Source organism: Streptomyces sp. NPDC048182 (genome assembly GCF_043202555.1).
In the GTDB taxonomy this organism is placed as follows: Bacteria; Actinomycetota; Actinomycetes; order Streptomycetales; family Streptomycetaceae; genus Streptomyces.
Genome location: NZ_JBIDAQ010000004.1, coordinates 440,025 through 463,990, shown reverse-complemented (window position 1 = coordinate 463,990; position 23,966 = coordinate 440,025). Strand labels below are relative to the sequence as shown.

Sequence of the window (23,966 nt, the reverse complement as noted above, 5' to 3'; positions counted from 1 at the left end):
GCACGCCGCCGCCCGGCAGAGACGAGGGGCCGCGGTGGGGACCGAACAGCAGGCGGAACGACGCTTGGGGGTGGGACGCCGGCTGGCCTCACTCGTGGCCGCGTCGGCCCTGGCGCTCGGTGCGGGAGCGGCTTTCCTCACCACCGTCCCGACAACGGCCAGTGCCGATCCGATCGACCAGTGCACCGCCACCAACGGCGCCGTCGTGGCCGTCGACTTCAAGCCCTTCGGGGGCAAAGTGAAGCGCGGCTGCGACACCACCCCGACGACCGGCTACGAGCTGCTGCACACCGGCGGCTTCACCACCACCGGCACCGTCCACGACGGCGACGGGTTCATCTGCCGCATCGGCAACGCCTCCTTCAACGGCGGGAAGCAGTACCCGACCCCGGCCAAGGAGGACTGCGTCCTCACCCCGCAGGCCACGGCGTACTGGTCGTACTGGATCGCCTCCCCCGGCCAGAAGAAGTGGACCTACAGCCCGCTCGGCGCCATGTCCCGCACCCCGAAGGCCGGTGACGTGGACGCCTGGGTCTTCGGGGCCAGCGACGAGGCCGGCACCAAGGGCCAGCCCTCCTTCACCCCCGACGACGTCCGCGCCGGCGGCGGGACGTCTCCCACGCCGGACCCGACGGATCCGCCGACGGTGCCGCCGGGAGCGGTGGACGTACCGAAGGCCACCCGCTGGCTGGCCAAGCAGTTGAAGGACGGGCAGCGGGTCGTCGACGAGGGGGCGACGACACCCAACTACCTGCTGACCACCGAGGTCGTGTACGCGCTCGCCGGCGCCGACCGCAAGAGCCCGGCGGCACGCAAGGCGGCCGACTTCCTCGCCACGCCCGCCCAGACCGACGCGTACGCCTATCCGGCCGGCCAGGACCAGATCCCCGACGCCACCGCCGCCGCGCGCCTCGCACTCGTCGCCGAGGCCACCGGCAAGGACCCGCGCAAGTTCGGCGGCCATGATCTGCTCGGGGACCTCGTGAAGTACGCCTGCCCCCGGGACATCGGCGACGGCGAGACGATCGACGGGTGCTTCACCAAGGGCGACTTCCGCACCACCGGCCAGTCCGACGCCCAGGCCATGGCCGTCATCGCGCTGCTGAACGGCGGCGTCCAGCCGCCGGCCGGCGCCGTGGACCGGCTGACCGGGCTCCAGTGCGAGGACGGCGGCTTCACCAGCATCCTCATCCGGACCGGCGGCCACTGCGACAGCGACGCCGCGTCCACCGGGCTGATCACCCGCGCCCTGAAGCGAGCCGGCGGCCACGGCGAGGCCGTCGGGCAGGCACGGGCCTACCTCAAGAAGGCGCAGCTGGCGAACGGCTCCTGGCCCTCGGTGTCGTACGAGACCACGGGTTCCGCCAACTCGACCGGCTGGGCCGCCCAGGCGCTGAGGGCTCTCGGCGACGCCGGGCACGCGGACGCCGGGGTCGCCTGGCTCTCGAAGCAGCAGCTCCCGCTGGGCGGCTTCGGCTTCGACGAGGGCGACACCTCGTCCCGGGTGTACGCCACCGCGCCGGCCGTGATCGCGGGCGCCAAGAGCGACCTGGTCGCCCTGACGACGAAGCAGACCGCCCCGCCCACGACACCCCCGACCACTCCGCCCACCACCACCCCTCCGACGACGACTCCCCCCGCTCCGCCGGCCGGTGCCGGACCCGACCTGAAGAAGGGGACGGCCTACCTGGTCGACCACAAGCGGCTGATCCAGGGCCGCTACTACGAGTCCGGCCCGGGCTTCGCCGACTACGGCCTGACCATCGACGGCGCCTACGCGCTCGCCGCGACGGGGCGTGACAACGCCACCCTGCGCAACATCGTCGACTTCCTCGACAAGGGCGGCAAGGACGCCGGGGGCCGGAACATCGACGCCTGGACCCTGATCGGCACCAAGTACGCCGGTGGCGGCTCCCTCGGCAAGACAGCCCTGCTGGCCGAGGCCGTCGGCCGCGACCCCCGCGACTTCGGCGGCCACGACCTGATCGCCGCGCTCGCGAAGGGAACCTGCGCCTCGAAGACCGACACCCGCGGGAAGTGCGCGGGCAAGGGCAATTACGCGGGCGCCGTCTCCGTCTTCTCGCAGTCCCTCGGCGTCATGGCCCAGGTCAGGGCGGGCGAGAAGACGGCGGCGGCCCAGCCGGTCGCCTTCCTCAAGAGCCTCCAGGACCGCTCCGGTGCCTGGGTCAGCCTGATCGGCGAGCCGAGCGCGACCGAGGTCGACTCCACCGCGATGGCCGCCATGGCGCTGGACCTGCTGCCCGACGCCGGCTCCAAGGCCGCCGTCTCGAAGGGACTCACCTGGCTGGCCGGACAGCAGAAGCCGGACGGCGGCTTCCCCGGCGCGTCCGGGAACTCCGTCAACTCCGCGGCCCTGGCGATCCAGGGCCTGTCCCTGGACTCGGCACAGTACGCCGGCCCGATCGCCAAGGCCCGCAAGTTCCTGGCCTCGCAGCAGAACAAGGACGGCGGGTTCAACATCGCCAAGGGCGTCCAGACCGGCACGTCCGACGTCCGCGCCTCCACACAGGCCGTCGGCGGAGCCACCGGCATCTCCTTCGGCGTCCTCACGCGCAGCCTCGACGGAACCGTGCCGCAGCCCGTTCCGAGCATCACCACCGGTGCCTCCGCCCCGCCCGCCATCGTGACCACGGGTGGGGACAGCGGCGCCGTGGTGGACACCTCCGGAGACAGCGGCCTCGCCGGCGGATCCGGTTCGGGCGGCGGGGTCCTCGCCTCCACCGGTGCCCAGGCCGGCGCGCTCGCCGCCGTGTCCGTGGTCCTCGTGCTCGCCGGGTGGGCCACGACCCGGGTCGCACGGCGCCGGCGCGAGTCCACGGGGGGTGCTTCGTGATCCGCGCGTTGCGGACTGCGGCCCGTGCGGCCACCGTGCTCGCCCTCGCGGTGGCGGCTTCCCTCACCACCACCGCACCGGCCGGTGCGGCCCCGCAGCCGATGGGCCGGTGCACGACCAGCTCCGGGGCCGTCCTCGCCGTGGACTTCAGCCGCTGGGGCGGACCGGTGTACCGCTCCTGCGGCACGACTCCCACCACCGGCTACGAACTCCTCAACCAGGGCGGCTGGGCCACCACCGGCACCGGCCACGACGGGCCGGCCTTCATCTGCCGCATCGGCTACAGCGGGTACCAGGGGGGCAAGCAGTACCCGACCCCGCAGCAGGACGACTGCGTGCTGACCCCGCCCGCCTCCGCCTACTGGTCCTACTGGCACGCCGACCCGGGTCAGAACACCTGGACGTACAGCCAGCTCGGCGCCATGCTCTACAAGCCGCAGCCGGGCAGCGTCGACCTGTGGATCTTCGGCGCGACCAACATCGAGGGCACCCAGGGCCGTCCCACCATCTCGCCCGACCGACTGCGCGCCCACAACGCCCGGCCCATCGGCGGCCCCGCTCCGAAGGACACGCGGACGGCGAAGCCCCTGCCCCCGGGCGTGAACACGGGCCCGAAGCCGGAGAACCCCCCGCCGGCCGCGGAGCCCACCACCCGCCGCACGAACAAGCCGGCGCCCAAGCCCAAGCCCAAGCCGAAGAAGTCCCCGTCACCGAGTCCCTCCAGGACCGCCTCCGCCAGTCCTTCGGCATCCGTCTCGGCGTCGCCGTCGGCCGCCGTCGCCGCACCCTCCCCCGGGCCGAAGGTCGTCGACGCGGTGCCGGCCGCGGACGCGAAGCACGACGTGGGCTCGTACCTGCCCGCCGTCGCCGGGGGCGCGCTCGTGGTGCTGATCGGCGCCGGCGCCGCGGTCGCGGCCCGGCGGCGGCGCCGGGCGGAATAGCAGCGTGTCGCGCACCCTCGCGCCGGCCGTCCGGCCGCCCGTTCCCGGCCCGGCGCCGGACGCGGGCGGGCGGCGGCTGCCGCGCATCCTGCACCCCGTCGCCTGGTGGATCTGGGCGCTGTCCCTGGCCACCGCCGTCAGCCGCACCAACAACCCGCTGCTGCTCTTCCTCGTCCTCTCCGTCCTCGGCTACGTGGTCACCGTGCGGCGCACCGAGGCGCCCTGGGCGCGCGGCTTCAAGTACTACCTCTACCTGGCGCTCACAGTCGTGGCGATCCGGGTCGTCTTCCGCGCGGTCTTCGCCACCGGCGTCACCCCGCGCGACCACTTTCTCTTCTCCCTCCCCCACATCCCGACGCCCGACTGGTACGCCGGCATCCAACTCGGCGGCCCCGTCTCCCTGGAGGCGCTGCTCTCCGCGGCGACGGACGGGCTGCGCCTGGCCTGCCTGCTGTGCTGCATCGGCGCGGCGAACACCCTGGCCAACCCCAAGCGGGCGCTGCGCGTCCTCCCCGGCGCCCTGTACGAACTGGGCGTGGCCGTCACCGTGTCGATCAGTGTCGCGCCGCAGCTCGTGCAGAGCGTCCAGCGGGTGCACCGGGCCAAGCGGCTGCGGGCCGGGCGTTCCAAGGGGCTCCGGGCGCTGCGCGGGATCATCGTGCCCGTCCTGGAGGACGCCCTGGAGCGCTCGCTGCGGCTGGCCGCCGCCATGGACTCGCGGGGCTACGGACGTGCCGGGACCGCGACCCGCCGGACCCGGCGCGCCACCGGCGCCCTGATGCTGCTCGGCATGTGCGGGCTGTGCGCGGGCGCGTACGGCCTGCTCGACGCCACCGCCCCCAAGCTCCTCGGCCTGCCGGCCATGGGCGCGGGCACGGTGCTGTGCTTCGCCGGACTCCGCCTGGGCGGGCGGCGCGTCACCCGGACCACCTACCGGCCCGACCCCTGGCGGGCCGCCGAGTGGGCCGTCGCGGGCTGCGGCGTGCTGTCGGCGGTCCTGCTGTTCAGCGGCGCCGGCTTCGACGCCGCCGAGCTGAACCCGTCCATCTATCCGCTCAGTTGGCCGACCCTGCCGCCGGTCCCCGCCGCCGCGATCCTGCTGGCCGGGGCCGCCGGCTTCCTGGCCCCGCCGCCCGGCCCCGGCACCGGCCCGGGCTCCGCACCGCGTACCGAGGACCTCAAGTGATCACCTTCGACCAGGTCAGCATCGTCTACGAGGACGCGGCCGAGCCGGTCCTGCGGGACGTCGACCTGACGGTGGAGGAGGGCGAGCTGTGCCTCGTCGTCGGCCACACCGGCGTCGGCAAGTCCACCCTGCTCGGCGCCGTCAACGGCCTCGTCCCGCACTTCACCGGCGGCACCCTGTACGGCAGGGTCGTCGTCGACGGTCGCGACACCGCCGCGCATCCGCCGCGCGAACTCGCCGACGTGGTGGGCGTCGTGGGGCAGGACCCGCTGGACGGGTTCGTGACCGACACCGTCGAGGAGGAACTCGCCTACGCGATGGAGCAGCTGGCGGTGCCGCCGGCCACCATGCGCAAGCGGGTCGAGGAGACCCTGGACCTGCTCGGCCTCGCCGACCTGCGCCATCGCGCCCTGCACGAGCTCTCCGGCGGGCAGCAGCAGCGCGTCGCCATCGGCTCGGTGCTCACCGCGCACCCCCGCGTACTCGTCCTGGACGAGCCGACCTCCGCCCTCGACCCGACGGCCGCCGAGGAGGTGCTCGCCTCCGTCACCCGCCTCGTCCATGACCTGGGCGTCACCGTGCTCCTCGCCGAACACCGGCTGGAACGCGTGGTGCAGTACGCCGACCGGGTCCTCCATCTACCGGGCGACGGCCGCGTGGTGGCCGGCCCGCCCCACGAGATCTTCCGCACCTCCTCCATCGCCCCGCCGATCGTCGACCTCGGCCGCGCCGCCGGATGGTCGCCGCTCCCCCTGTCGATCCGTGACGCCCGCCGGGCGGCGGCGCCCCTGCGCACCCGCCTGGCCGGCGCCGAGCCCCGCCCGGTCCGCGCGGCCCCGCGAGCGGAGGGGGCCGGACTGCTGACCGCACGCGGCATCACCGTCGCGTACCACGGAGTGCCGGCCGTCCGCGAGGTCGATCTCACCCTGCACGGCGGTGAGGTCACCGCCCTCATGGGGCGCAACGGCTCGGGCAAGTCCTCCCTCCTGTGGGCCCTCCAGGGCTCGGGCCCCCGCCGGGCGGGCTCGGTCTCCGTCGGTGTGCCGGGCGGCCCGAAGCCGCAGGACCCGCGGAAGCTGCCGGCGACGCAGGCGCGGCGGTTGGTCGGGCTCGTCCCGCAGACGCCCACCGACCTCCTCTACCTGGAGTCCGTGAAGCAGGAACTCGACCAGGCCGACGCCGAGTCGGCGACCGGCTCCGGCGGCGGGGTCCCGGCCCGCGCGCTCCTCGACCGCCTGGCGCCCGGCATCTCCGACACCACCCACCCCCGCGACCTGTCCGAGGGCCAGAAGCTGGCCCTCGTCCTCGCCATCCAGCTGACCGCCGCCCCCTCGGTCGTCCTCCTCGACGAGCCCACCCGCGGTCTCGACTACCGCGCCAAGAACGCCCTCATCGGCATCGTGGACGGCCTGGCCGCCGAGGGCCGCGCCGTCGTCATCTCCACCCACGACGTCGAGTTCGTCGCCCGCGCCGCCGACCGGGTGGTGGTCATGGCGGAGGGCGACATCGTCGCCGACGGCCCGACCACCGAGGTGATCGTCGCCTCCCCCGTCTTCGCCCCGCAGACCGCGAAGATCCTCGCGCCGCTGCCGTTCCTCACCGTGGACCAGCTGGTCGCCGCGCTGCCGACCGGCGGAGCGGAGCACCCCGCATGACCACGACCTCCGCCACCGCCATCCGGATCCGCGCCCGCGCCGGGATCGTCATCGCCATGGCCGCCCTCCTCGGGGCCGTGGCGTTCTTCTGGCCGTTCCTCGTCGCGCCCGGGAAGTTCGGCTCGAACTACGCACCACCACTCATCTTCGGCGTGCTCCTCGTGGTGGTGCTGTGCGTGGTGATCTCCGAGATCGCCGAGGGCGGCATCAACTCCAAGGCGCTCGCCATGCTGGGGGTCCTGTCCGCGGTCAACGCCGCCATCCGCCCGCTCGGCGCGGGCACCGCCGGCATCGAGACCGTCTTCTTCATCCTCGTCCTCGCCGGGCGGGTCTACGGACCCGGCTTCGGCTTCACCCTGGGCTGCACCTCGCTCTTCGCCTCCGCCCTCATCACGGGCGGCGTCGGGCCGTGGATGCCGTACCAGATGTTCGGCTGCGCCTTCGTCGGCATGCTCGCGGGCCTTCTTCCCCGGGCCACCGGCCGCCGGGAGGTCCTCCTGCTCGCCGCCTACGGCTCCGTCTCCGGCTACCTCTTCGGCTTCCTCCTCAACCTCTCCTTCTGGCCCTTCTCCCTCGACCCGAACAGCTCCATCGCCTACCTGCCCGGGCTGCCCTTCACCGAGCAGTTCCACCGCTACCTCGCCTTCGACCTGGCGACCTCGCTGGGCTGGGACACCGGCCGCGCGGTCACCAACTTCGTCTGCGTCTGCCTCGCCGGGCCCGCCGTCCTCACCGTCTTCCGCCGCGCGGCCCGCAAAGCCCGCTTCCAGGCCCCGGTCCGCTTCGCCGAGCACCGGAGCCCGGCGCCGACGCCGTAGGGTCGCGGCATGCGCATCGTCTCTCTGCTGCCGGCCGCGACCGACATCGTGGCCGAGCTGGGCCTGGCCGATCGGCTGGTGGGCCGCACGCACGAGTGCGACTGGCCGCCCGAGCAGGTGGCGCGGGTCCCGGTCGTCACGGCCGCCGACCTCGACCAGGACCGCCTGACCAGCCGCGAGCTGTCGGACGCGGTCGGCAGCTCGGCGCACACCGGCTCCTCCCTCTACACCCTCGACACCGAACGGCTCGCCGCCCTGCGCCCCGACGTGGTGCTCACCCAGGACCTGTGCGAGGTGTGCGCCGTGTCCTACGAGAAGGTCAGCGGCGCCGTCCGCCTCCTCGACGCGGACACGCGCGTCCTCAGCCTGGAGCCGCGGACCCTTGACGGTGTACTCGACTGCCTGGTCACCGTCGGCGAGGTGCTCGGCGTGCGCGAGCGCGCCGAACGGAAGCGGGCCGAGTTGCTGGCCCGCCTGGACGCGGTGCGCGCGGCGGTGGCCGGCCACGTCGAACGGCCCCGAGTGGTGGCCGTCGAGTGGCTCGACCCGCTGTGGCCCGCCGGGCACTGGGTGCCGGAGCAGATCGACGTGGCCGGCGGGCTCCCCCTGCTGGCCGTCCCGGGCGAGCACACCAAGCCGATGACCTGGGAGGCGGTACGGGCCGCGGAGCCGGACACGGTACTGGTCCTGCCCTGCGGCTTCCCCCCGGAGCGCACCCTGCGCGAGACCGCCCTGCTCACCGGCCTGCCCGGCTGGCGGGACCTGCCCGCCGTAAGGGCCGGGCAGGTCTGGATCCTCGACGGCCCCGCCTACTTCAACCGCCCCGGCCCGCGCGTGGTGCGCGGCGCGGAAGTGCTTGCCCACGTCCTGCACGGCGCGCGGACCGGAGCCCCGGTCACGACGGCCGAGGCGCGCCTCCTGTGAGCCTGGTCAGAAGGCCGTCCAGGTGAAGGCGACCTGGTCACCGGCGGCGAGCTTGAACTGGCAGCCGCCGACCGGGGTGGCGGTGCCGTTGGTGTCCACGGAGAAGTCGTCGAACGACGCGTACCAGGTGCCGTCCCAGGTGAAGTACCGCTTTCGGGCGGCGTCGTCGAGCGCGGCGGCCGGGGCCGGGTCAGGCCGGGATCTTGTGCGGGGACGGGCGGGTGTCCGGGCCCAGGCGGGACACGGCGGTCAGGATGTGGCGGGGCGGCAGTTGCCAGCGGAGGTGGGCGGGGACGCGGCGGAGCAGGGTGCCGGTGGCGTGCAGGCGCCGGGTGACCGTGGTGGCGGCGGGGGCCGGGCGGCCGTACAGCTCGTGGGCGTACGGCGGCAGCGAGGCGTACGCCAGGTTCGCCACCCGGCGCCAGAGCAGGGCGCGCGCCGGGACGAGCAGGGGGTGGGCCGGCGGGCGGCGCAGGAAGTCGTCCACCTCGCGGGTCTCGTCCCCCGCCGCCAGCAGCGGGCGCACCCGCGCGAAGTAGGCGACCATGGCGGCCCGGTCACCGGGGACGGTGTCCGGGTCGAGGCCGACCAGACGGGCGCTGTGCCGGTGCTCGGCGAGGTAGCGGTCGGCCTGGGCGGCGGTCAGGGGGAAGCCCGAGCGGGCCAGGACGTGCAGGTAGGAGTCGATCTCGGCGCAGTGCACCCACAGCAGCAGGTCCGGCTCGTCGACGCCGTAGCGCTCCCCCGTGTCCGGGTCGGTCGCCGTGAGCAGGGCGTGGATGCGGCGGACCCGGGCGCCCGCGCGCTCGGCGGCCTCGGTGGTGCCGTACGTGGTGGTGCCGACGAAGTCGGCGGTGCGCCGCAGGCGGCCCCACGCGTCGCGCCGGAAGTCGCTGTTCTGCATGACGCCGCGCACCGCCCTGGGGTGCAGGGCCTGGAGGTAGAGGGCGCGGATGCCGGCGATCCACATCATCGGGTCGCCATGCGCCTGCCAGGTCACGGAGCCGGGTCCGAAGAGCCCGGGGTCCGGGTGCGCGGTCGGGGTCGCTGTCATGGGGTGAGGCCGGCGCGGGCTTCAGCGCAGGGTGGCGAGGAAGTCGCCGCAGGCCCGGGCGCAGGCGCGGCACGCTGCCGCGCTCTCCTCGGCGCCCGGCTGCGCGTCGAAGACGTGCGCGCTCTCCAGGCACACCTGCCGGCACCACTCCAGCTGGACGCGGATCGCCTCCTCGTCCACCTGGTTCTGCTCGGACAGCACCCGGCAGGTCGCGTCGCAGACCTCGGCGCACACGATGCCCTTGCGGCGGACGAGTTCCTGGTGCTCGCCGCCGTCCGGGTCCACGAGACTCGCCCGCAGCGCACTGGCCCGCGCGCACGCGGTGCACGCCTGTGCGCACGCGAAGCGGTCCTCCAGGAAGCGGACCAGTTCCTGCTGGGAAGCCGTCGTCGAGGTCACATGGGGCGGGTTGCCGCCGGTGCGGGCGGCAAACCCCGCCGGGCCCGTGACCCATGGGGCCCGAACGGGCGAAGAAGGGCTGATCAGGTTGGTGACGTTCGGCGGCGGGTACCCGCGTCGCATGACCAACACAGGGATGGATCTGGCCGCGGCGTCCGGTGCCCTCGGCATCGGCCTCATCGTGGCGGGCATCGTGGTGGTGGTGCTGCTGGTCGGCGCCATCGGCTTCGGTAGCCGCGTCAAGCGCCGAGAGTCGCCCCCTCCCAAGCTGGAAGAGCAGCCCCGACTGCCCGAGGGCGGCCCGGTCCGGGAGGTCCGGGAGCAGCGCGAGCCGGACGAGATGCCGACGGACGAGGGCCGCAAGCGGCCGAGCGAGCTGCGGCACCAGGGCAGCCGCTCCGGCGAGGAGCAGGACCGGCCCCGCTGGGACGAGGGCAGCAGCGGCTCGTTCGGCAGCGGCGGTTCGGGCGCTCGCTGACACCCCTTCTACGGGGCAGCCGTGGAGGCGGAGCCGGCGTCGGCGACGACGCCGGCTTCGGCGTGCGCGCGGCCGGTTCCGCCATGGTCGGCTCCGGCTTCGCGGGGACCGGCGTCGTCACCGGCCGGTACGGTCGACGCGTGGCGCTCCTCGATGCGGGCGACGACCCGTTCGCGGGCCAGCCGCCGGGCGGCCCGCACCCTGGCGTCGGCCAGCAGCAGCGGGGCGTACAGCGCCCAGCCCCAGAAGCGGAAGCCGGTCGCGCCCGTCATCGCCAGGACGCGGTTCACCGTCAGGGCCCCGCAGGCCGTGAGGACATAGGCACCGGCCCGGTGGGTGACCAGCAGGCGCAGCGGCGCGTTGACCCAGCCCCGGAGGAGTTCCACGGCCGCCGCGGTCTCCGCCTCGCGGAGGTCCTCCGTCTGCCCGGTGGCCACGGGCGCGGTGCCCGCCGCCCGCGCGCGGAACGCCTCGGCGACCCGCTCGCCGAGGTCGGCCGCCTCCGCGGCGTGGGCCCGCCCGGACGCCGCGCCGTGCGCGAAGTCGTCCCAGTAGCCCCGCCCGGCCCAGCTCAGCGCGTCGTCGACCCGCTCCCGCATCGGTGATCCGGGGGGTGCCAGCTCCTCGACACGGGCCCGCAGGGTGATGGCGCGCTTGGCCCGTCCGGGGTGGTCGAAGGCGTCGGCCCGCAGGCAGAGCTCCAGGTAGCAGACCAGCAGTCCGAGGTCGTCCGGGTCGAGGGCGAGCCCCTGCCGGAAGACGCGTTCGGCCTCGGCGTCGTGATCGTCCTCGTCCTCGTCCTCGGCGGCGTGCGCCTGACCCAGCCACCGGTACAGCGGGACCGACGGCCCCAGCTCGTCCAGGCCCGCCTGCGCGGTGCGCCGCACGGCCTCGTGACCGCCGACCGCGAACAGCTCCGAGCACCGTTCGACGTAGTCCCTCAGTTCCATTTCCCACCCCTGGTCTTCACGTCAGCACCTTGAGCCACGGCTGCCGACTGGTCAAGATCACCGAGGTCACGATCGGGTGCGGGCAGGCGCCGGCACCCGGCCCGCGAGGCGGTGACACCCGTGCCTACACTTCGCGATCATGACAACCGACGCCACGTCCGACGCCACGTCCGACGCCACGTCCGACGCCCGCGGCACGCACGGACCGGCCGCCGGCGAGCCCGCGCTGTTCGCCACGATGTCCACCATGCGCGCCATGCGCCGCCTCAAGCCCGATCCCGTGCCGGACGACCTGATCGAGCGGCTGATCCAGGCCGCCGTCTGGGGGCCGAGCGGCGGCAACATGCAGCGCTACGAGTACGTCGTCGTCACCGACCGCGCGGTGATGGCCGAGTTGGCCCCGCTGTGGCGGCGCTGCGTGGACGCCTATCTGGCCACCACCGGCAAGCACGCTCCCGAGGGGATGGACGAGGCCGCCTACGGGCGGATGGTCGCCGCCATCGAGTACCAGCGCGACCACTTCGCCGACACCCCGGCGCTCGTCCTCCCCTGCTACCGCTTCCCCGAGCCACGCCTGGACGAGGAGGGGCTGACCGCCTCGGCCGCCGCGCTGGGACCCGAGGCGACGAACCGGATGGCGCAGACCCAGGTCCGCTTCCAGGCGCTCGCGGAGGGCTCCTGCGTCTACCCGGGTGTGCAGAACCTGCTGCTCGCGGCGCGCGGTCTGGGCCTGGCCGCCAACATCACCATCTGGCACCTGATGCTGGAGGACGAGTGGAAGCGGGTGCTCGGCATCCCCGCCGACATGCACACCTTCGCCGCGATCCCCGTCGGGTGGCCGCGCGGCTCCTTCGGGCCGGTGCGCCGCCGGCCGGTCGCCGAGGTCGTGCACCGGAACCGCTGGTGACGTCGGCGCCGCCGCTCACTCCGTGGGGCGGCGTGGCGGCGTGATGGCGTAGAGGTCGAGGATCTCCGGGCGGGGCGCTACGCCCGGGCCACCGGCGCGCACCCAGCCCGCGATGTCCTCGGTCGCGTCGACGTCGTTGACCAGCCCGAGCCACACGGGCCGGGCGCCCGCGGCGCGGCCGGCGGCGGAGGGCTGCACGACGACGACGTTGGCGTGCTCGCACACGTCGAGGCACTCCGAGACGCGCACCGGGACCTCGGCGCGCAGGCGGGCGAGCTGCGCGGCGTGGTCGACTCCGGGCACCTTGTGGGTGCCGCAGCAGCAGTCCCGGCACACCACGACCCGGCAGGGCGCGGGGGCTTCGGCGGCGGTCTCCTGGGCCGGGGTCGCGGGCATGCCGCACGCACCTCTCTCACGTCGCTCGACGGTCGTCGGGCGATCATCCTTTCATCCGCCGAACCGGCCGCCGGTACCGCGCTCCCGCCGGCCGGGACGGGGGCCTCAGACGAGGCCGGTCCTGCGGGCCGTCTCCTCGCACTGGCGCATGTGCGCGTGCGCGGCCTTACGCTCCGCGGGGCCGAGGTCGCCGGGCCGCTTGCCGGGCGCGGGGGCCGGCCGCCAGTGGCCCGGGTCGTAGTGGTCGCCGTCGGTGAGGTAGGAGCAGCGCGCGTCGCGCAGCGTCCAGCCGACGCGGGTGGTGCGGGCATGGCAGCGTGCTCAGCTTGGAGGCGCCGGCCGACCCCTGCGACTCCTACGTCACCTTCACCACCGGCACGTTCTCCAGGTCGAACTGTGCCGGCGTCGTCAACGACTCGCACTTCGTCACCCGGGACCGGATGGGCCGCACCATGGCGTTCCTCGGCCGGGCCGGCGCGGCCACGCTCTGCGGGGAGGACGCCTACGTCGTGCTCGCCGACCGCCAACCGGAGGGACCCCGCAGAGCACCTGCTGACCGCCTGCCCGGTCAGACGATCGACCCCGTGCGGCTGGTGAGGCCGTTCTCGATGTGGCCGATGAAGCGCTGGGACCAGTGCGGGTCGTGGTCGACGGTCAGGGTGAAGTCGTACCAGCCGTGGCAGTGGACGAGTTGCTGGAAGAAGTCGGCGGTGCGCTGCCCGGCGCCGACCCGGTAGGTCCAGGTGCCCGCGCGGTAGTTGTTCGCGGTCGCGGTGAACAGGGCGGTGCGGCCGGGGTGGTCGTTGATCAGCTCGAACCACAGAGCCGTGGTGCCCTCGTGGTCCGCGAACCAGCTCCGGGCCCGGGTGTGGCGCCCGGTCGGGGTCGAGGTGTCGCCGCGGAAGCGGCGCAGGAAGCGGTTGGGGCCGGTGACGGTGAGGTCGTAGCGGCCTTTGCCGAAACCGCGGCCGATGTGGAAGAAGTCGCCGGTGGCGGCGTCCGGGGCGAGCGTGTACTGCCAGGGGCCGCCGCCGCGCCAGGCGTTCGCGTACGCGGCCAGGTGGGCGGCGGACGTGGCCGGCTCGCCCTGGTTGGCCAGGGCGAGCCACACCTTCTGGATGCCCCGCGGGTCGGTGCCCTCGTAGCGGTCGAGGTACGCGTTGACCTGGTAGGGCAGCGCGCAGGCGGCCTTGTTGCCGGGCTCCTGGGCCGGGCGGACACCGGTGCCCGAGGGGGCGGTCGGGGCGCTGGTGGCGGCGCAGGCGGCGCCGGTCATCACCGGCTTGCCGGCGGGCACCGCGGCCGGCAGGCCGGGCAGCGGTCCGAAGACGGGGTGGTCGAAGTCGAAGGCGGAGGTGAGGTCGCCGCAGACGGCCCGGCGCCAGGCGCTGATGTGGGGGCAGCGCACCCCGGTCCAGCGCTCGAGGAAGCGCAGCACGGAGGTGTGGTCGAAGACCTGGGAGTCGACCCGGCCGCCGCGGGTCCACGGGGAGGCGATGATCATCGGTACCCGGAAGCCGAGGCCGATGGGCGCCCCGGCCACGTACTCGGTCCTGTCGGTGGTGTCGGCCGGCACGGGCGGCGGGACGTGGTCGAAGAAGCCGTCGTTCTCGTCGTAGGTGAGCAGGAAGACGGTGGAGTCCAGGACGCCCCGGTCGGCGGCGAGTGCTTCAAGGACGCGCTTGGTGAACGTCGCGCCCAGGCCCGGACTGGCGCTCGGGTGCTCGGAGTTCGCGTAGTCGGTGACGATCCAGGAGACCTGGGGCAGGGTGCCCCCGCGCACGTCGGCGCGCAGGGCGCTGAGGATGGCGTCGGCCACGTCGCCGCCCCGGTAGGGCACGCCGGCCACGCCCCGGCGCCACAACTCCTGGTCGCCCTTGCCGTCCTCGGCCGGGTCGGCGGTCATGAACGGGGCGAAGTACTCCAGGGCGTTGTCGCCGTAGTTCTTCTCGGCGTCCCGGTCGTGGACCTGGTAGACCTTCCAGCTGATCCCGGCGGAGCCGAGCTGCTCGGCGTAGGTGGTCCAGTCGAGCTGCTGCCGGCGGAAGTCGGGGCCGTCGAAGCGGGCCCGGCCGGCGCCGGGCAGGCCGGCGCCGATGGAGCCCGACCAGAGGTAGGCGCGGTTGGGGCCGGTGCCGCTCAGCACGGAGCAGTGGTAGGCGTCGCAGACGGTGTAGGCGTCGGCGAGAGCGTGCAGGTAGGGCAGGTCGGCCCGGGTGTGGTGGCCCAGGGTCATGCCGGTGCGGCCCTTCGCGGCGTACCAGCGGTCCAGCCGGCCGCCGTGCCAGGCGTCGTGCTGGTCGCGCCAGCTGTGACCGCCGCCGTCCACCTTGCACTGGGCGCTCGCCCAGCCGCCGCTGCCGGCGCTCAGCGGCCAGGGGTGGAGCGAGCCCCTGCCCCGGGGCTGCTGGAAGACGCCGCGCCCGGACGGCCCCTTGCGCGAGCCGGGCAGGTCGAGCACGGCGTGGTCGCCGAAGCCGCGGACGCCCCGGAGGGTGCCGAAGTAGTGGTCGAAGCTGCGGTTCTCCTGCATGAGGATGACGACGTGCCGCACCGGCGCCAGCCGGGGGTCGACCGCCACCGCCTCGGCCACCGGACCGGTCGAGGGGTCCCGGCGGGAGGGCGACCCGAGGCCGGCCGCGGTGGCGGCCGTCATCGCGGAGGCCGTGGCCAGGAACGTCCTGCGGGCGATGCGAGGGTCCATGGGGAGGCGCCTTCGTGGGGGATGCGTGGGGCGTGAACGGTCGTTGCCTACCCGCCGGACCGCCGCGCACCCGTGCCCCGCGCCGGTGCTGCGCCGCCCGGGGTACCCCGGGCGGCGCACGGCTCAGTCCAGGGCCAGGTTCTTCGTCTCCGGCGCCCAGGCCACCGAGGCGGCCAGGCCGCCGGCCAGGACCAGGGTGAGGATCAGCATGGTGGGCGAGAACCCGACGTGGTCGAGACTGAGCGGGAGCAGGAAGGTGCCGATGGCCGAGCCGATCCGGCTGAGGCCGTTGAGCAGGCCGACGCCGGAGCTGCGCAGGTCGGTCGGGAACAGCTCGGCCGGGTAGACCTGGTCGAGGTTGACGGCGGCCGACATGGTGAAGGTGAAGGCCAGGAAGAGCGGGAAGAGCAGCGCGGTCGGCGCGCTCGGCCACAGGGCCATCGGGGCGAGGGTGGCCATCAGGACGGCGAAGGACCAGATGGTCAGCCCGCGCCGGGTGGCCTTGGCGACGAACCACAGGCCGGCCAGCGAGCCGGCCAGCAGGAACAGGTTCAGCAGCCCGTCGCTGGTGGTGTCCTCCTCGCCGACGCCCATCTTCAGCAGCACCAGCGGCAGGAAGGTGTAGATGGCGAAGTACGGCACCACCTGGGCGTTGTAGAAGACGACGCCGAAGGCGGTGTGCCGCCAGTGGGCGCGGCCGAACAGGTCGCGGTAGCGGGCCTTGGGCCGGTCGGCGGCGGCCCGGGCGATCCGGGCGAGGGACTGCAGGGCGGCCTCGTCGCCGCCGAGCCGGCGCACCACCGCCCGGGCCTGCTCCACCCGCCCGCGGGCGAGCAGCCAGCGCGGCGACTCGGGGACGCCGAGGCGCAGCAGCACCACGGCGACGGCGGGCAGGGAGCTGGTGGCGAGCAGCCAGCGCCAGGCGTCGTCCCCGAGGGCCACCATCCAGTTGCCGAGGAAGAACGCCACCACGTAGCCCACCGTCCACAGCACGGTGAGGGAGGCCAGCAGGCCGCCCCGGTAGCGGCGGGGCACGAACTCGGCGACCAGGGTGGGGCCGAGCGCGTAGTCGGCGCCGATGCCGATGCCGATCAGCAGCCGCAGCACGAAGAGCTGGGTGGGTCCGGTCACGAAGAACTCGGCGGCGGAGGCGAGGGCGATGAGGACGAAGTTGTACGTGTACAGGCGCTGCCGGCCGATCTTGTCGGCCGCCCAGCCGACGACGACGCTGCCGAGGAAGATGCCGATCAGCGCGGAGGCGCCGAGCAGGCCCTCCCAGACCGTCCCGAAGCCGAGCTGGCCGGCGATGACCGGCAGGGCGATGCTGATGATGCCCAGCTCGTAGCCGTCGGAGTAGTTGGCGCAGAAGGTCAGCGCGGTGATCCGCAGGTGGAAGCGGTTGAGCGGGACGTCGTCGAAGGCCGTCGCCTCGCCGCCGGCGGGCGCGCTCTCGGTGGTCACGGGTGGTTCACTCCCGGAGAAAGAGGTCGTGCTGGGCGGCATAGTCTTCGAAACCTTCCAGTCGTTGCCTGGCCGAGGCGCCGGCCGCGTCGGCCATCGCCTCGACCAGTGCCACGGTCAGCGAGACCACGGCGGCGTGCGAGTCGAACACGGACGCGGTGGCGACCGGCGCGCTCAGCACGTCGTCGGCGCGCGGGGTGAGCGCCGTGACGGGGCGGTCCGTGATCAGCAGGGTGTGCAGGCCCAGGTCGCGGGCCTGGTCCAGGGCGGCGGCGCTCTCCCGCGGGTAGCGGGGCAGGGCGAGCAGCACCAGCGTCCGGGCGCCGGCCCGGTGGGCGTGCCGCAGCTGGTCGCCGAAGACGCTGCCCGCGTCCGTGAGCAGCCGCACGTCCGGGTGGATCTTGGTGGCCAGGTAGGCGAAGGAGGCGGCCTGGGCGGCGGAGACCCGGTAGCCGGCGACGAGCAGCGGGGTCGACGCCATCAGCCGGGCGGCGAGTTTCCGCAGCCGGGTGTCGTCGGCGAGCAGGGCGCGCAGGACGGCGAGGTTGCGCAGGTCGGCGTCGATCGCGGCCTGGAACTTGTTGCCGCCGCGGGCTGCCACCGGCTCCGGGGTGGCGGTGCGCAGGTAGCGGCGGAAGTCGCCGTAGCCGTCGAAGCCGAGCAGGGCCACGAAGCGGGTCACCGAGGGCTGGCTGACCTGGGCGTGCTCGGCCAGCTCGGCGCTGGTGAGCGCGGCGGCGTCGCGGGGCCGCTCCAGGAGGTAGCTGGCGATGCGCCGCTGGGCCGGCGTGAGCCGGTGGGCGGTGAGCAGTTCGTGCAGCGACCGGGGCACCGAGGTCTCCTTGCCGGCGGGTGGCTGATGGCTTACGGCTGGTGGCCGATGGCTTACGGCTGGTGGCTTGTCATCGTCGCGAATCAAGAGTTACATGCCATTCACAGCAATGAATGAAGTCTTGTCAAGAGGGGTCCCGATGACCGACTCCAGCCGCATCCTGATCAGCGGCTCCGGACTCAGGTGCGCCGACGTGGTCCGTGTGGCCCGGCGCAGCGCATGGCCGAAACTCGCCCCCGACGCCCTCGCCCGGGCGGAGCGGAGCTACCAGCTGGCCGTCGAGCTGGGCGCCAAGGGCGCGGTGTACGGCCGGACCACCGGCGTCGGCGCCAACCGGCACATCGTGGTCGATCCGGACGCCGCCGACCTGCACGGCCTGCGCCTGCTGCGCAGCCACGCCGGCGGCACCGGCGACCCGCTGCCCGACGACGCGGTGCGGGCGGTGATGGCGGTCCGGCTCAACCAGCTCGCCGCCGCCGGCAGCGGCGTCCACCCGAGGCTGCTGCGGGGCCTGGAGACGGCGCTGCGGGTCGGGGCGCTGCCGCTGGTGCACACCCGGGGCGCGATCGGCACCGGCGACCTGACCGCGCTGGCCGAGATCGGGCTCACGCTGGCCGGCGAGGTGCCCTGGGAATCCGGCGGCATCGACCCGGTCGCGATCAGTCCCGGCGACGCGCTCGCCTTCATCTCCAGCAACGCCGCGACGCTAGCCGAGGCGGTGCTGGCCTGGCACGACCTCTCCCGGCTGCTGGCCGCGAGCCATGTGGTGACCGCGCTGACCTTCTGCGCGCTCGGCGGCTCGGCGGAGGCGTACGACGAGCGGGTGCACGCCTCGCGACCGCACCCCGGCGCGGTGCGGTGCGCGGCGGAGCTGCGGCGGCTGCTCACCTCCGGCGACGACCTGCCGCCGGGGCGCCGGCTCCAGGACCCGTTCGGGCTGCGCGCCTTCCCGCAGGTGCAGGGTCCGGCGCTGGACGCCGCGGCCATGGTGGAACGGGTCCTGGAGGTGGACATCAACGCGGCGGCGGAGAATCCGCTGATCGACGTGGAGAGCGGGCACGCCTACCACCACGGCCAGTTCTCCACCGCGCAGGTCGCCCTCGCCTTCGACCACCTGCGTGCCGCGCTGCACCACATCGCGGAGCTGTCCGCCGCGCGGCTGAGCGACCTGGTGGAGCCGGACCTCAGCGGGCTGCCGCCGTTCCTCGCCGAGGGCCCGGCGGGCAGCTCGGGCGTGATGATCCTGGAGTACGTCGCCCACGACGCCCTCGGCACGCTGCGGCACGCCGCGTCCCCGGTCACCCTGGGCACCGCGGTGATCTCCCGTGGCCTGGAGGACCACGCCAGCTTCTCCACCCACGCGGTGCGCAGCACGGTGACGGCGACGGCGGCCTACCGGACGGTGCTCGCCTGCGAACTCCTGGGTGCGGTAAGGGCGTTGCGGATGTCCGAGGCCGAACTGCCGGACACGCCGCTGCGCGAGGCGTTCCGCCTGGCGTCGACCGGGCTGCCGCACGTGGCGGAGGACCACCCGCTCAGCTCGGAGATCCGCCAGGCGGAGCGGCTCCTGGATCGCCTGGCGGCCGTCTGAGCGGACCCTGACCCGGAGTGGCGCCTCCCAAGTGGGCGTTGATGTTGGATTGTTGATGTTTCCTGAGTGATTCCGGTGGAGTTTGTTTCATGTTACGTTCCCCGCGTTCTCGCCGCTCCTCCCCCGAAGGAGTCCGATGCGACGCATCGTGGCTTGCCTGGCGGCCCTGCTGGTGATGGCCGGGATACCGGTCCTCTCCGGCACGGCCTCCGCCGCAGTCGTCCCCAAGGCACCACCTCTGACCACCCCGTGGACCGATCAGGTGTCCACCACGAACCCGCTGCCGGAGTACCCGCGACCGCAGATGACGCGGCCGGACTGGCAGTCGCTGAACGGCGAGTGGGAGTTCCTCAACCCGCCCACCGACGGCGCCGGCAACGTCGACCGCAACGCCGCTCCCCCGGTGGGGCAGACGCTGCCCGAGCGCATCCTCGTGCCCTACCCGGTGGAGTCCGCCCTCTCCGGCATCCAGCGCAACGACAACCGCGACCTGATGTTCTACCGGCGCACCTTCACGGTCCCGCAGAGCTGGAACGGCCGACGGGTGCAGCTGCACTTCGGCGCCGTCGACTACGAGGCCACGGTCTGGGTGAACGGCACGCAGGTCGCCACCCACCGCGGCGGCTACGACCGCTTCGAGACGGACATCACCGCCCAGCTCAAGGGCGGCGCGAACGAGCTGATCGTGCGGGTCTACGACCCGACCGACGCCCGCGGCGAGAAGCAGCCGATCGGCAAGCAGGTGAGCAAGGCCGGCGGGATCTTCTACACGCCCACCTCAGGCATCTGGCAGACCGTGTGGATGGAGCCCACCCCGGCCTCCTCCATCTACTCCGTCGACATCCGCGCCGACCTGGCCACCAGCACGGCCCGGGTGCGGGTCTTCACCCGCGGCGACGTCAGCGGCCACACCGTGCGGGCCGAGGCGCTGAACGGCACCCAGGTGGTGGGCGAGGCCACCGGCGGCTTCACCGAGTTCTCCGTACCGGTGCCGAACGCCCGCCGCTGGTCGCCCGACGACCCGTTCCTCTACGACCTGCGGGTCACCCTGCGCAACGCCTCCGGGTCGGCCGTCGACACGGTCACCAGCTACTTCGGCATGCGCGAGATCGGCAAGAAGATGCTGAACGGGGTCATGAGACCGACCCTCAACGGCGAGTTCGTCTTCCAGATCGGCACGCTCGACCAGGGCTTCTGGCCGGACGGCCTCTACACCGCGCCGACCGACGCCGCGCTCGCCTCCGACATCCAGAAGCACAAGGACCTGGGCTTCAACATGGTCCGCAAGCACATCAAGGTCGAACCGGCCCGCTGGTACTACCACGCCGACCGGCTCGGGCTGCTGGTCTGGCAGGACATCCCGTCCACCCCGGCCTTCGACCACACCAGGACCGCCGCGCAGACCGCGGAGTTCGAGTCCGAGGCCCGCGAGATCATCGACGAGCACCGCTTCTCCCCGGCCGTGGTCACCTACGTCCCCTTCAACGAGGGCTGGGGCGAGTGGGACCTGAACGCCACCAAGCGGATCACCACCGACCTGGAGAACTACGACCCGTCGCGGCTGATGAACCCGCACAGCGGCTACAACTGCTGCGACTCGCGCGGCGATCCGGGCACCGGCGACATCGCCGACTGGCACGTCTACACCGGCCCGGACGCACCCCTGCCCACCAGCACCCGGGTCTCCGTCCTCGGCGAGTTCGGCGGCATCGGCCTGCGCACGCCCGGCCACGAGTACAGCCCCGACGGCAAGTTCTTCGCCTACGAGCAGGTGACGAGCGGCGCGCAGCTCAACGACCGGTACACCGGCATGGTCCGCGACGCGCAGCGGCTGATGACGGCCAAGGGCCTGTCCGCCTACGTCTACACCGAGATCACCGACGTGGAGGGCGAGTACAACGGCCTGTTCAGCTACGACCGCCGGGTGCAGAAGGTCGACACCGCGCAGCTGCGGCAGGCGCACGGCGCACTGATCGCGGCCTCCCGCAACCTCAACTCCCCCGCCCCGCTCACCCTGGGGCACGTCAGGTCGTTCAAGGTCACCACTCCCGGCCTCACCGACCGCTACCTGCGGCACGCCGACTCCCTGGGCCGCACCGACGTGCTGAGCACCGCCTCCGCCGACGGCGCCCGGCAGGACGCGTCCTTCCGCACCGTCACGGGGCTGTCCGACCCGCGCTGCTACTCCTTCGAGTCGGTGAACTACCCGGGCCGCTACCTGCGCCACTCCGCGAACCGGGTGCGCCTGGACGCGGACACCGGCGGTTCCTTCGCCGCGGACGCCACCTGGTGCGGCCGGCCCGGCCTCGCGGCGGGCGGCACGTCCTTCGAGTCGGCCAACTTCCCCGGCTCCTACCTGCGGCACTACGCGGACAACGTGTACCTGGCCCGCAGCGGCGGCCCCAACGCCTGGGACAACGCGGCCTCCTTCGCGGCCGACGCGACCTGGAACGTCGACGTCCCCGCGCTGTGGCGCAGCTCGGTGCTGCTCCCGACCGACGCCCGCAAGTCGCTGCGGGTGACCACCTGGGGCTTCACCGACCGCTACCTGCGGCACGCCGGCGGCCTGGCCGGCACCGAGGTGGTCGGCTCGGGCAGCGCCTCGCTGCTCAAGCAGGACGCCACCTTCACGCTGCGGCGCGGCCTCGCCGACTCCTCCTGCTACTCCTTCGAGTCGGTGAACTACCCGGGCCAGTTCCTGCGGCACGCCGACAGCCGGGTCCGCCTCGCGGCGAACGACAACTCGGCGCTGTTCCGCGAGGACGCCACGTTCTGCGCCCGGCCGGGCCTGGGCGGGACCGGGGTGACCTTCGAGTCGCTCAACGTCCCGGGCTCCTATCTGCGGCACTACGCGTCCGAGGTGTGGATCTCCGCCGGCAACGGCGGCGGAGACTCCTACACCCGTCCGCAGGCGCTCTCCGCGGACGCCAGCTGGTCGGTCGACGCGCCCTGGGCGCCCTGACCGGCCCTTCGTCGCCACACGGACGCCACTCGGACTGCACCAGTGCACGCTTCTTGACCCGCGCATTGGTGCAGTCCAATAGTGGAACCGCTCCCACCGCTCGCTCCCCCACGCACTCCCCCACCCTGAGCACCCCCGCACCGCACGAACGGCACACCCCCCACTCCCCCACTCCCCAGGAGCCCGTCGTGCTCGATCGCCGTACCTTCCTCACCGCCGCGGCGGCCACCGCCGCCCTCGCCGCCACCCGGCCCTTCCCCGCCTCGGCCGCCCCGGCCGCGGCCTCTCTGCCCATCGCGCTGGCGAACAACTCGGGCGGCTCCGCCCAGGTCTACGCCTACATCAGCGGCGCCGACACCTCCGGCTGGCCCGGTTTCGTCACCGCCGACGGCCGCTTCCACCGGCTGCCCAGCCCCTCCTCGGTGCTGACGCCGGCCCCCGACTACGCGATACCGCTGGGCGGTTCGGGTTCCGCGCCGACCCGGCTGACCCTCACCGACTACGTGATCGGCGGCCGGGTCTGGTTCTCCACCGGCCGCAAGATCCAGTTCTTCGTCAACCCGCCGGGCGGCAACGGCGGCGTCCCCGGCCTGGTCCAGCCCGGCTTCACCAGCAACGACCCCAACTGGACGACGAGCTGGACCTTCGCCGAGTTCACGTACAACCCGGCGAACCTCTACGCCAACATCAGCTACGTCGACATGGTCGCGCTGCCGGTCTCCATGGCCACCACCGGCGCGGCCGGCGCCCAGTCGGTGCCGGCGCTGCCCTCGGGCGCGCTGGTCGCCATCGCCTCCGGGCTGCGCGCCCAGCACTCCGCCGACGGGGCGCCCTGGGACCGGCTGGTGGCGACCGACAGTGCCGGCACGGTGCTGCGGGTCCTCGCGCCGTCGCACGCGCCCGCCGACTTCGGCACGTACTGGCGGCCCTACCTGGACCGGGTGTGGGACTACTACCGCACGCACACCCTCACCGTGGACGGCCAGGGCTCCATCGGCCGCTACTCGGGCCGGGTCTCCGGCGACACCCTGGTCTTCACCGGCCTCAACACCAACGGCGTGCCGTTCACCAAGCCGTCGGCGGTGGACATCTTCGGCTGCGCGAGCGGGCCGCTGTACAACTCGGGCGCCGACGCGCGCGGCGCCGTCGCGGCCCGGCTCGCCGCCGCCCTCAACCGCTCGAACCTGCTGGTCGCCGGCGGCGACAACCAGCCGAGCGGGGTCACCCCCGCGCAGTACTACACGGACCCGGTGACCAACCACTACGCCCGCCTCGTGCACCAGCACGCGACGATCGGCTACGCCTTCCCCTACGACGACGTCGGCCCGACCGGCTCCGCCCCGGTGGACGGGCACCTCCAGGACGGCGCGCCCACGTCCTGGACCATCACCCTCGGCCCCGGCTCCGGGGGCGGCACCAACCCGCCCGGCGGCGGGGGCGGCACCAGCGCCTACGCCACCTTCCAGGCCGAGGACTTCGCCGCGCAGAGCGGCACGCAGACGGAGACCTGCACCGACAACGGGGGCGGACGCGACGTCGGCTGGCTGGCCGCCGGGGACTGGCTGAAGTACTCCTCGGTGGACTTCGGCAGCTCCTCGCCGACCCAGTTCCAGGCCCGCCTCGCCTCCGGGGTGGGTGCGGGGGTCAGCGGCGCGGTCCGGGTGCGGGTGGACAGCGCGACCGGGCCGGTCGTCGCCGAGATCAACATCGGCTCGACCGGCGGCTGGCAGACCTGGCGCACGGTGCCGGCCAACGTCACCCGGGCGGTGACCGGCGTGCACGACGTGTATCTGACCTTCGCGGAGAGCACCACCGAGTTCGTGAACGTCAACTGGTTCACCTTCGCCCGCTGAC

18 protein-coding genes and 1 pseudogene are annotated in these 23,966 nt (G+C 73.7%); 11 read left to right on the top strand and 8 right to left on the bottom strand.

The annotated features are described in order from the left end of the window. The first annotated feature begins 34 nt into the window (after window positions 1–34). Genes ACGFZL_RS10855 through ACGFZL_RS10830 form a run of 6 tightly spaced genes read left to right on the top strand, consistent with a single transcriptional unit; the run spans window position 35 to window position 8,378 of the window. The gene (locus tag ACGFZL_RS10855) at window positions 35–2,854 is read left to right on the top strand and encodes a prenyltransferase/squalene oxidase repeat-containing protein (protein ID WP_393690521.1); all 2,820 of its coding nucleotides are present in this window, start codon (window positions 35–37) and stop codon (window positions 2,852–2,854) included. Further along, complete coding sequence (locus ACGFZL_RS10850) at window positions 2,851–3,795, top strand: hypothetical protein (protein WP_393690520.1); 945 nt, start codon at window positions 2,851–2,853, stop codon at window positions 3,793–3,795. Before ACGFZL_RS10855 ends, ACGFZL_RS10850 begins: the two co-directional genes overlap by 4 nt. A gap of 4 nt (window positions 3,796–3,799) precedes the next feature. Beyond that, window positions 3,800–4,981: an energy-coupling factor transporter transmembrane component T gene (locus tag ACGFZL_RS10845; protein ID WP_393690519.1), complete on the top strand. Its 1,182-nt coding sequence runs from the start codon at window positions 3,800–3,802 to the stop codon at window positions 4,979–4,981. After that, window positions 4,978–6,636, top strand: coding sequence for an ABC transporter ATP-binding protein (locus tag ACGFZL_RS10840; RefSeq protein ID WP_393690518.1), 1,659 nt, complete (start codon window positions 4,978–4,980; stop codon window positions 6,634–6,636). The genes ACGFZL_RS10845 and ACGFZL_RS10840 overlap by 4 nt, the downstream gene beginning before the upstream one ends. Then, the gene (locus ACGFZL_RS10835; RefSeq protein WP_393690517.1) at window positions 6,633–7,454 is read left to right on the top strand and encodes an ECF transporter S component; all 822 of its coding nucleotides are present in this window, start codon (window positions 6,633–6,635) and stop codon (window positions 7,452–7,454) included. The genes ACGFZL_RS10840 and ACGFZL_RS10835 overlap by 4 nt, the downstream gene beginning before the upstream one ends. A gap of 9 nt (window positions 7,455–7,463) precedes the next feature. Then, window positions 7,464–8,378: a cobalamin-binding protein gene (locus ACGFZL_RS10830; RefSeq protein WP_393690516.1), complete on the top strand. Its 915-nt coding sequence runs from the start codon at window positions 7,464–7,466 to the stop codon at window positions 8,376–8,378. A 6-nt stretch (window positions 8,379–8,384) separates the two neighbouring features. Here ACGFZL_RS10830 and ACGFZL_RS10825 read toward each other — a convergent pair. The 3 genes and pseudogenes from ACGFZL_RS10825 to ACGFZL_RS10815 form a co-directional block, all read right to left on the bottom strand. Beyond that, a pseudogene (locus ACGFZL_RS10825) lies at window positions 8,385–8,567 on the bottom strand (DUF4430 domain-containing protein); the annotation flags it as partial. Between the two features lies 1 nt (window position 8,568). Continuing rightward, window positions 8,569–9,432, bottom strand: coding sequence for an oxygenase MpaB family protein (locus ACGFZL_RS10820; protein ID WP_393690515.1), 864 nt, complete (start codon window positions 9,430–9,432; stop codon window positions 8,569–8,571). Between the two features lie 21 nt (window positions 9,433–9,453). Continuing rightward, entirely contained in the window at window positions 9,454–9,831 is a 378-nt protein-coding gene (locus ACGFZL_RS10815; RefSeq protein WP_355168854.1) for a ferredoxin, read from the bottom strand. Between the two features lie 121 nt (window positions 9,832–9,952). On the opposite strand from ACGFZL_RS10815, the gene ACGFZL_RS10810 reads away from it, so the two are divergent. After that, complete coding sequence (locus ACGFZL_RS10810) at window positions 9,953–10,309, top strand: DUF6479 family protein (protein ID WP_355168856.1); 357 nt, start codon at window positions 9,953–9,955, stop codon at window positions 10,307–10,309. Between the two features lie 8 nt (window positions 10,310–10,317). Here ACGFZL_RS10810 and ACGFZL_RS10805 read toward each other — a convergent pair whose 3' ends face one another. Further along, on the bottom strand, window positions 10,318–11,259 hold the full coding sequence (locus tag ACGFZL_RS10805) for a hypothetical protein (protein WP_393690514.1): 942 nt from the start codon (window positions 11,257–11,259) through the stop codon (window positions 10,318–10,320). Between the two features lie 238 nt (window positions 11,260–11,497). Here ACGFZL_RS10805 and ACGFZL_RS10800 point away from each other — a divergent pair, with 238 nt between their 5' ends. Then, window positions 11,498–12,166, top strand: coding sequence for a nitroreductase family protein (locus tag ACGFZL_RS10800; protein WP_355169329.1), 669 nt, complete (start codon window positions 11,498–11,500; stop codon window positions 12,164–12,166). A gap of 15 nt (window positions 12,167–12,181) precedes the next feature. On the opposite strand, the gene ACGFZL_RS10795 is transcribed toward ACGFZL_RS10800, so the two are convergent. The 4 genes from ACGFZL_RS10795 to ACGFZL_RS10780 all read right to left on the bottom strand — a co-directional run bounded on the left by ACGFZL_RS10795 (window position 12,182) and on the right by ACGFZL_RS10780 (window position 17,559). Next, window positions 12,182–12,562: a (2Fe-2S) ferredoxin domain-containing protein gene (locus ACGFZL_RS10795; protein ID WP_393690513.1), complete on the bottom strand. Its 381-nt coding sequence runs from the start codon at window positions 12,560–12,562 to the stop codon at window positions 12,182–12,184. A 568-nt stretch (window positions 12,563–13,130) separates the two neighbouring features. Next, window positions 13,131–15,266, bottom strand: coding sequence for a phosphocholine-specific phospholipase C (locus ACGFZL_RS10790; protein WP_393690512.1), 2,136 nt, complete (start codon window positions 15,264–15,266; stop codon window positions 13,131–13,133). Window positions 15,267–15,389: 123 nt separating this feature from the next. After that, the gene (locus tag ACGFZL_RS10785; protein ID WP_393690511.1) at window positions 15,390–16,727 is read right to left on the bottom strand and encodes an MFS transporter; all 1,338 of its coding nucleotides are present in this window, start codon (window positions 16,725–16,727) and stop codon (window positions 15,390–15,392) included. Window positions 16,728–16,734: 7 nt separating this feature from the next. Further along, window positions 16,735–17,559, bottom strand: a complete 825-nt coding sequence (locus tag ACGFZL_RS10780) for a MurR/RpiR family transcriptional regulator (protein ID WP_393690510.1) — start codon at window positions 17,557–17,559, stop codon at window positions 16,735–16,737. A gap of 139 nt (window positions 17,560–17,698) precedes the next feature. Between ACGFZL_RS10780 and ACGFZL_RS10775 the strand changes: the two genes are divergently transcribed. The 3 genes from ACGFZL_RS10775 (at window position 17,699) to ACGFZL_RS10765 (ending at window position 23,965) form a co-directional block, all read left to right on the top strand. Further along, entirely contained in the window at window positions 17,699–19,150 is a 1,452-nt protein-coding gene (locus tag ACGFZL_RS10775) for an aromatic amino acid ammonia-lyase (RefSeq protein WP_393690509.1), read from the top strand. Between the two features lie 136 nt (window positions 19,151–19,286). Next, complete coding sequence (locus ACGFZL_RS10770) at window positions 19,287–22,112, top strand: AbfB domain-containing protein (RefSeq protein ID WP_393690508.1); 2,826 nt, start codon at window positions 19,287–19,289, stop codon at window positions 22,110–22,112. A gap of 188 nt (window positions 22,113–22,300) precedes the next feature. After that, window positions 22,301–23,965: a beta-1,3-glucanase family protein gene (locus ACGFZL_RS10765; RefSeq protein ID WP_393690507.1), complete on the top strand. Its 1,665-nt coding sequence runs from the start codon at window positions 22,301–22,303 to the stop codon at window positions 23,963–23,965. Window position 23,966: the final 1 nt, after the last annotated feature.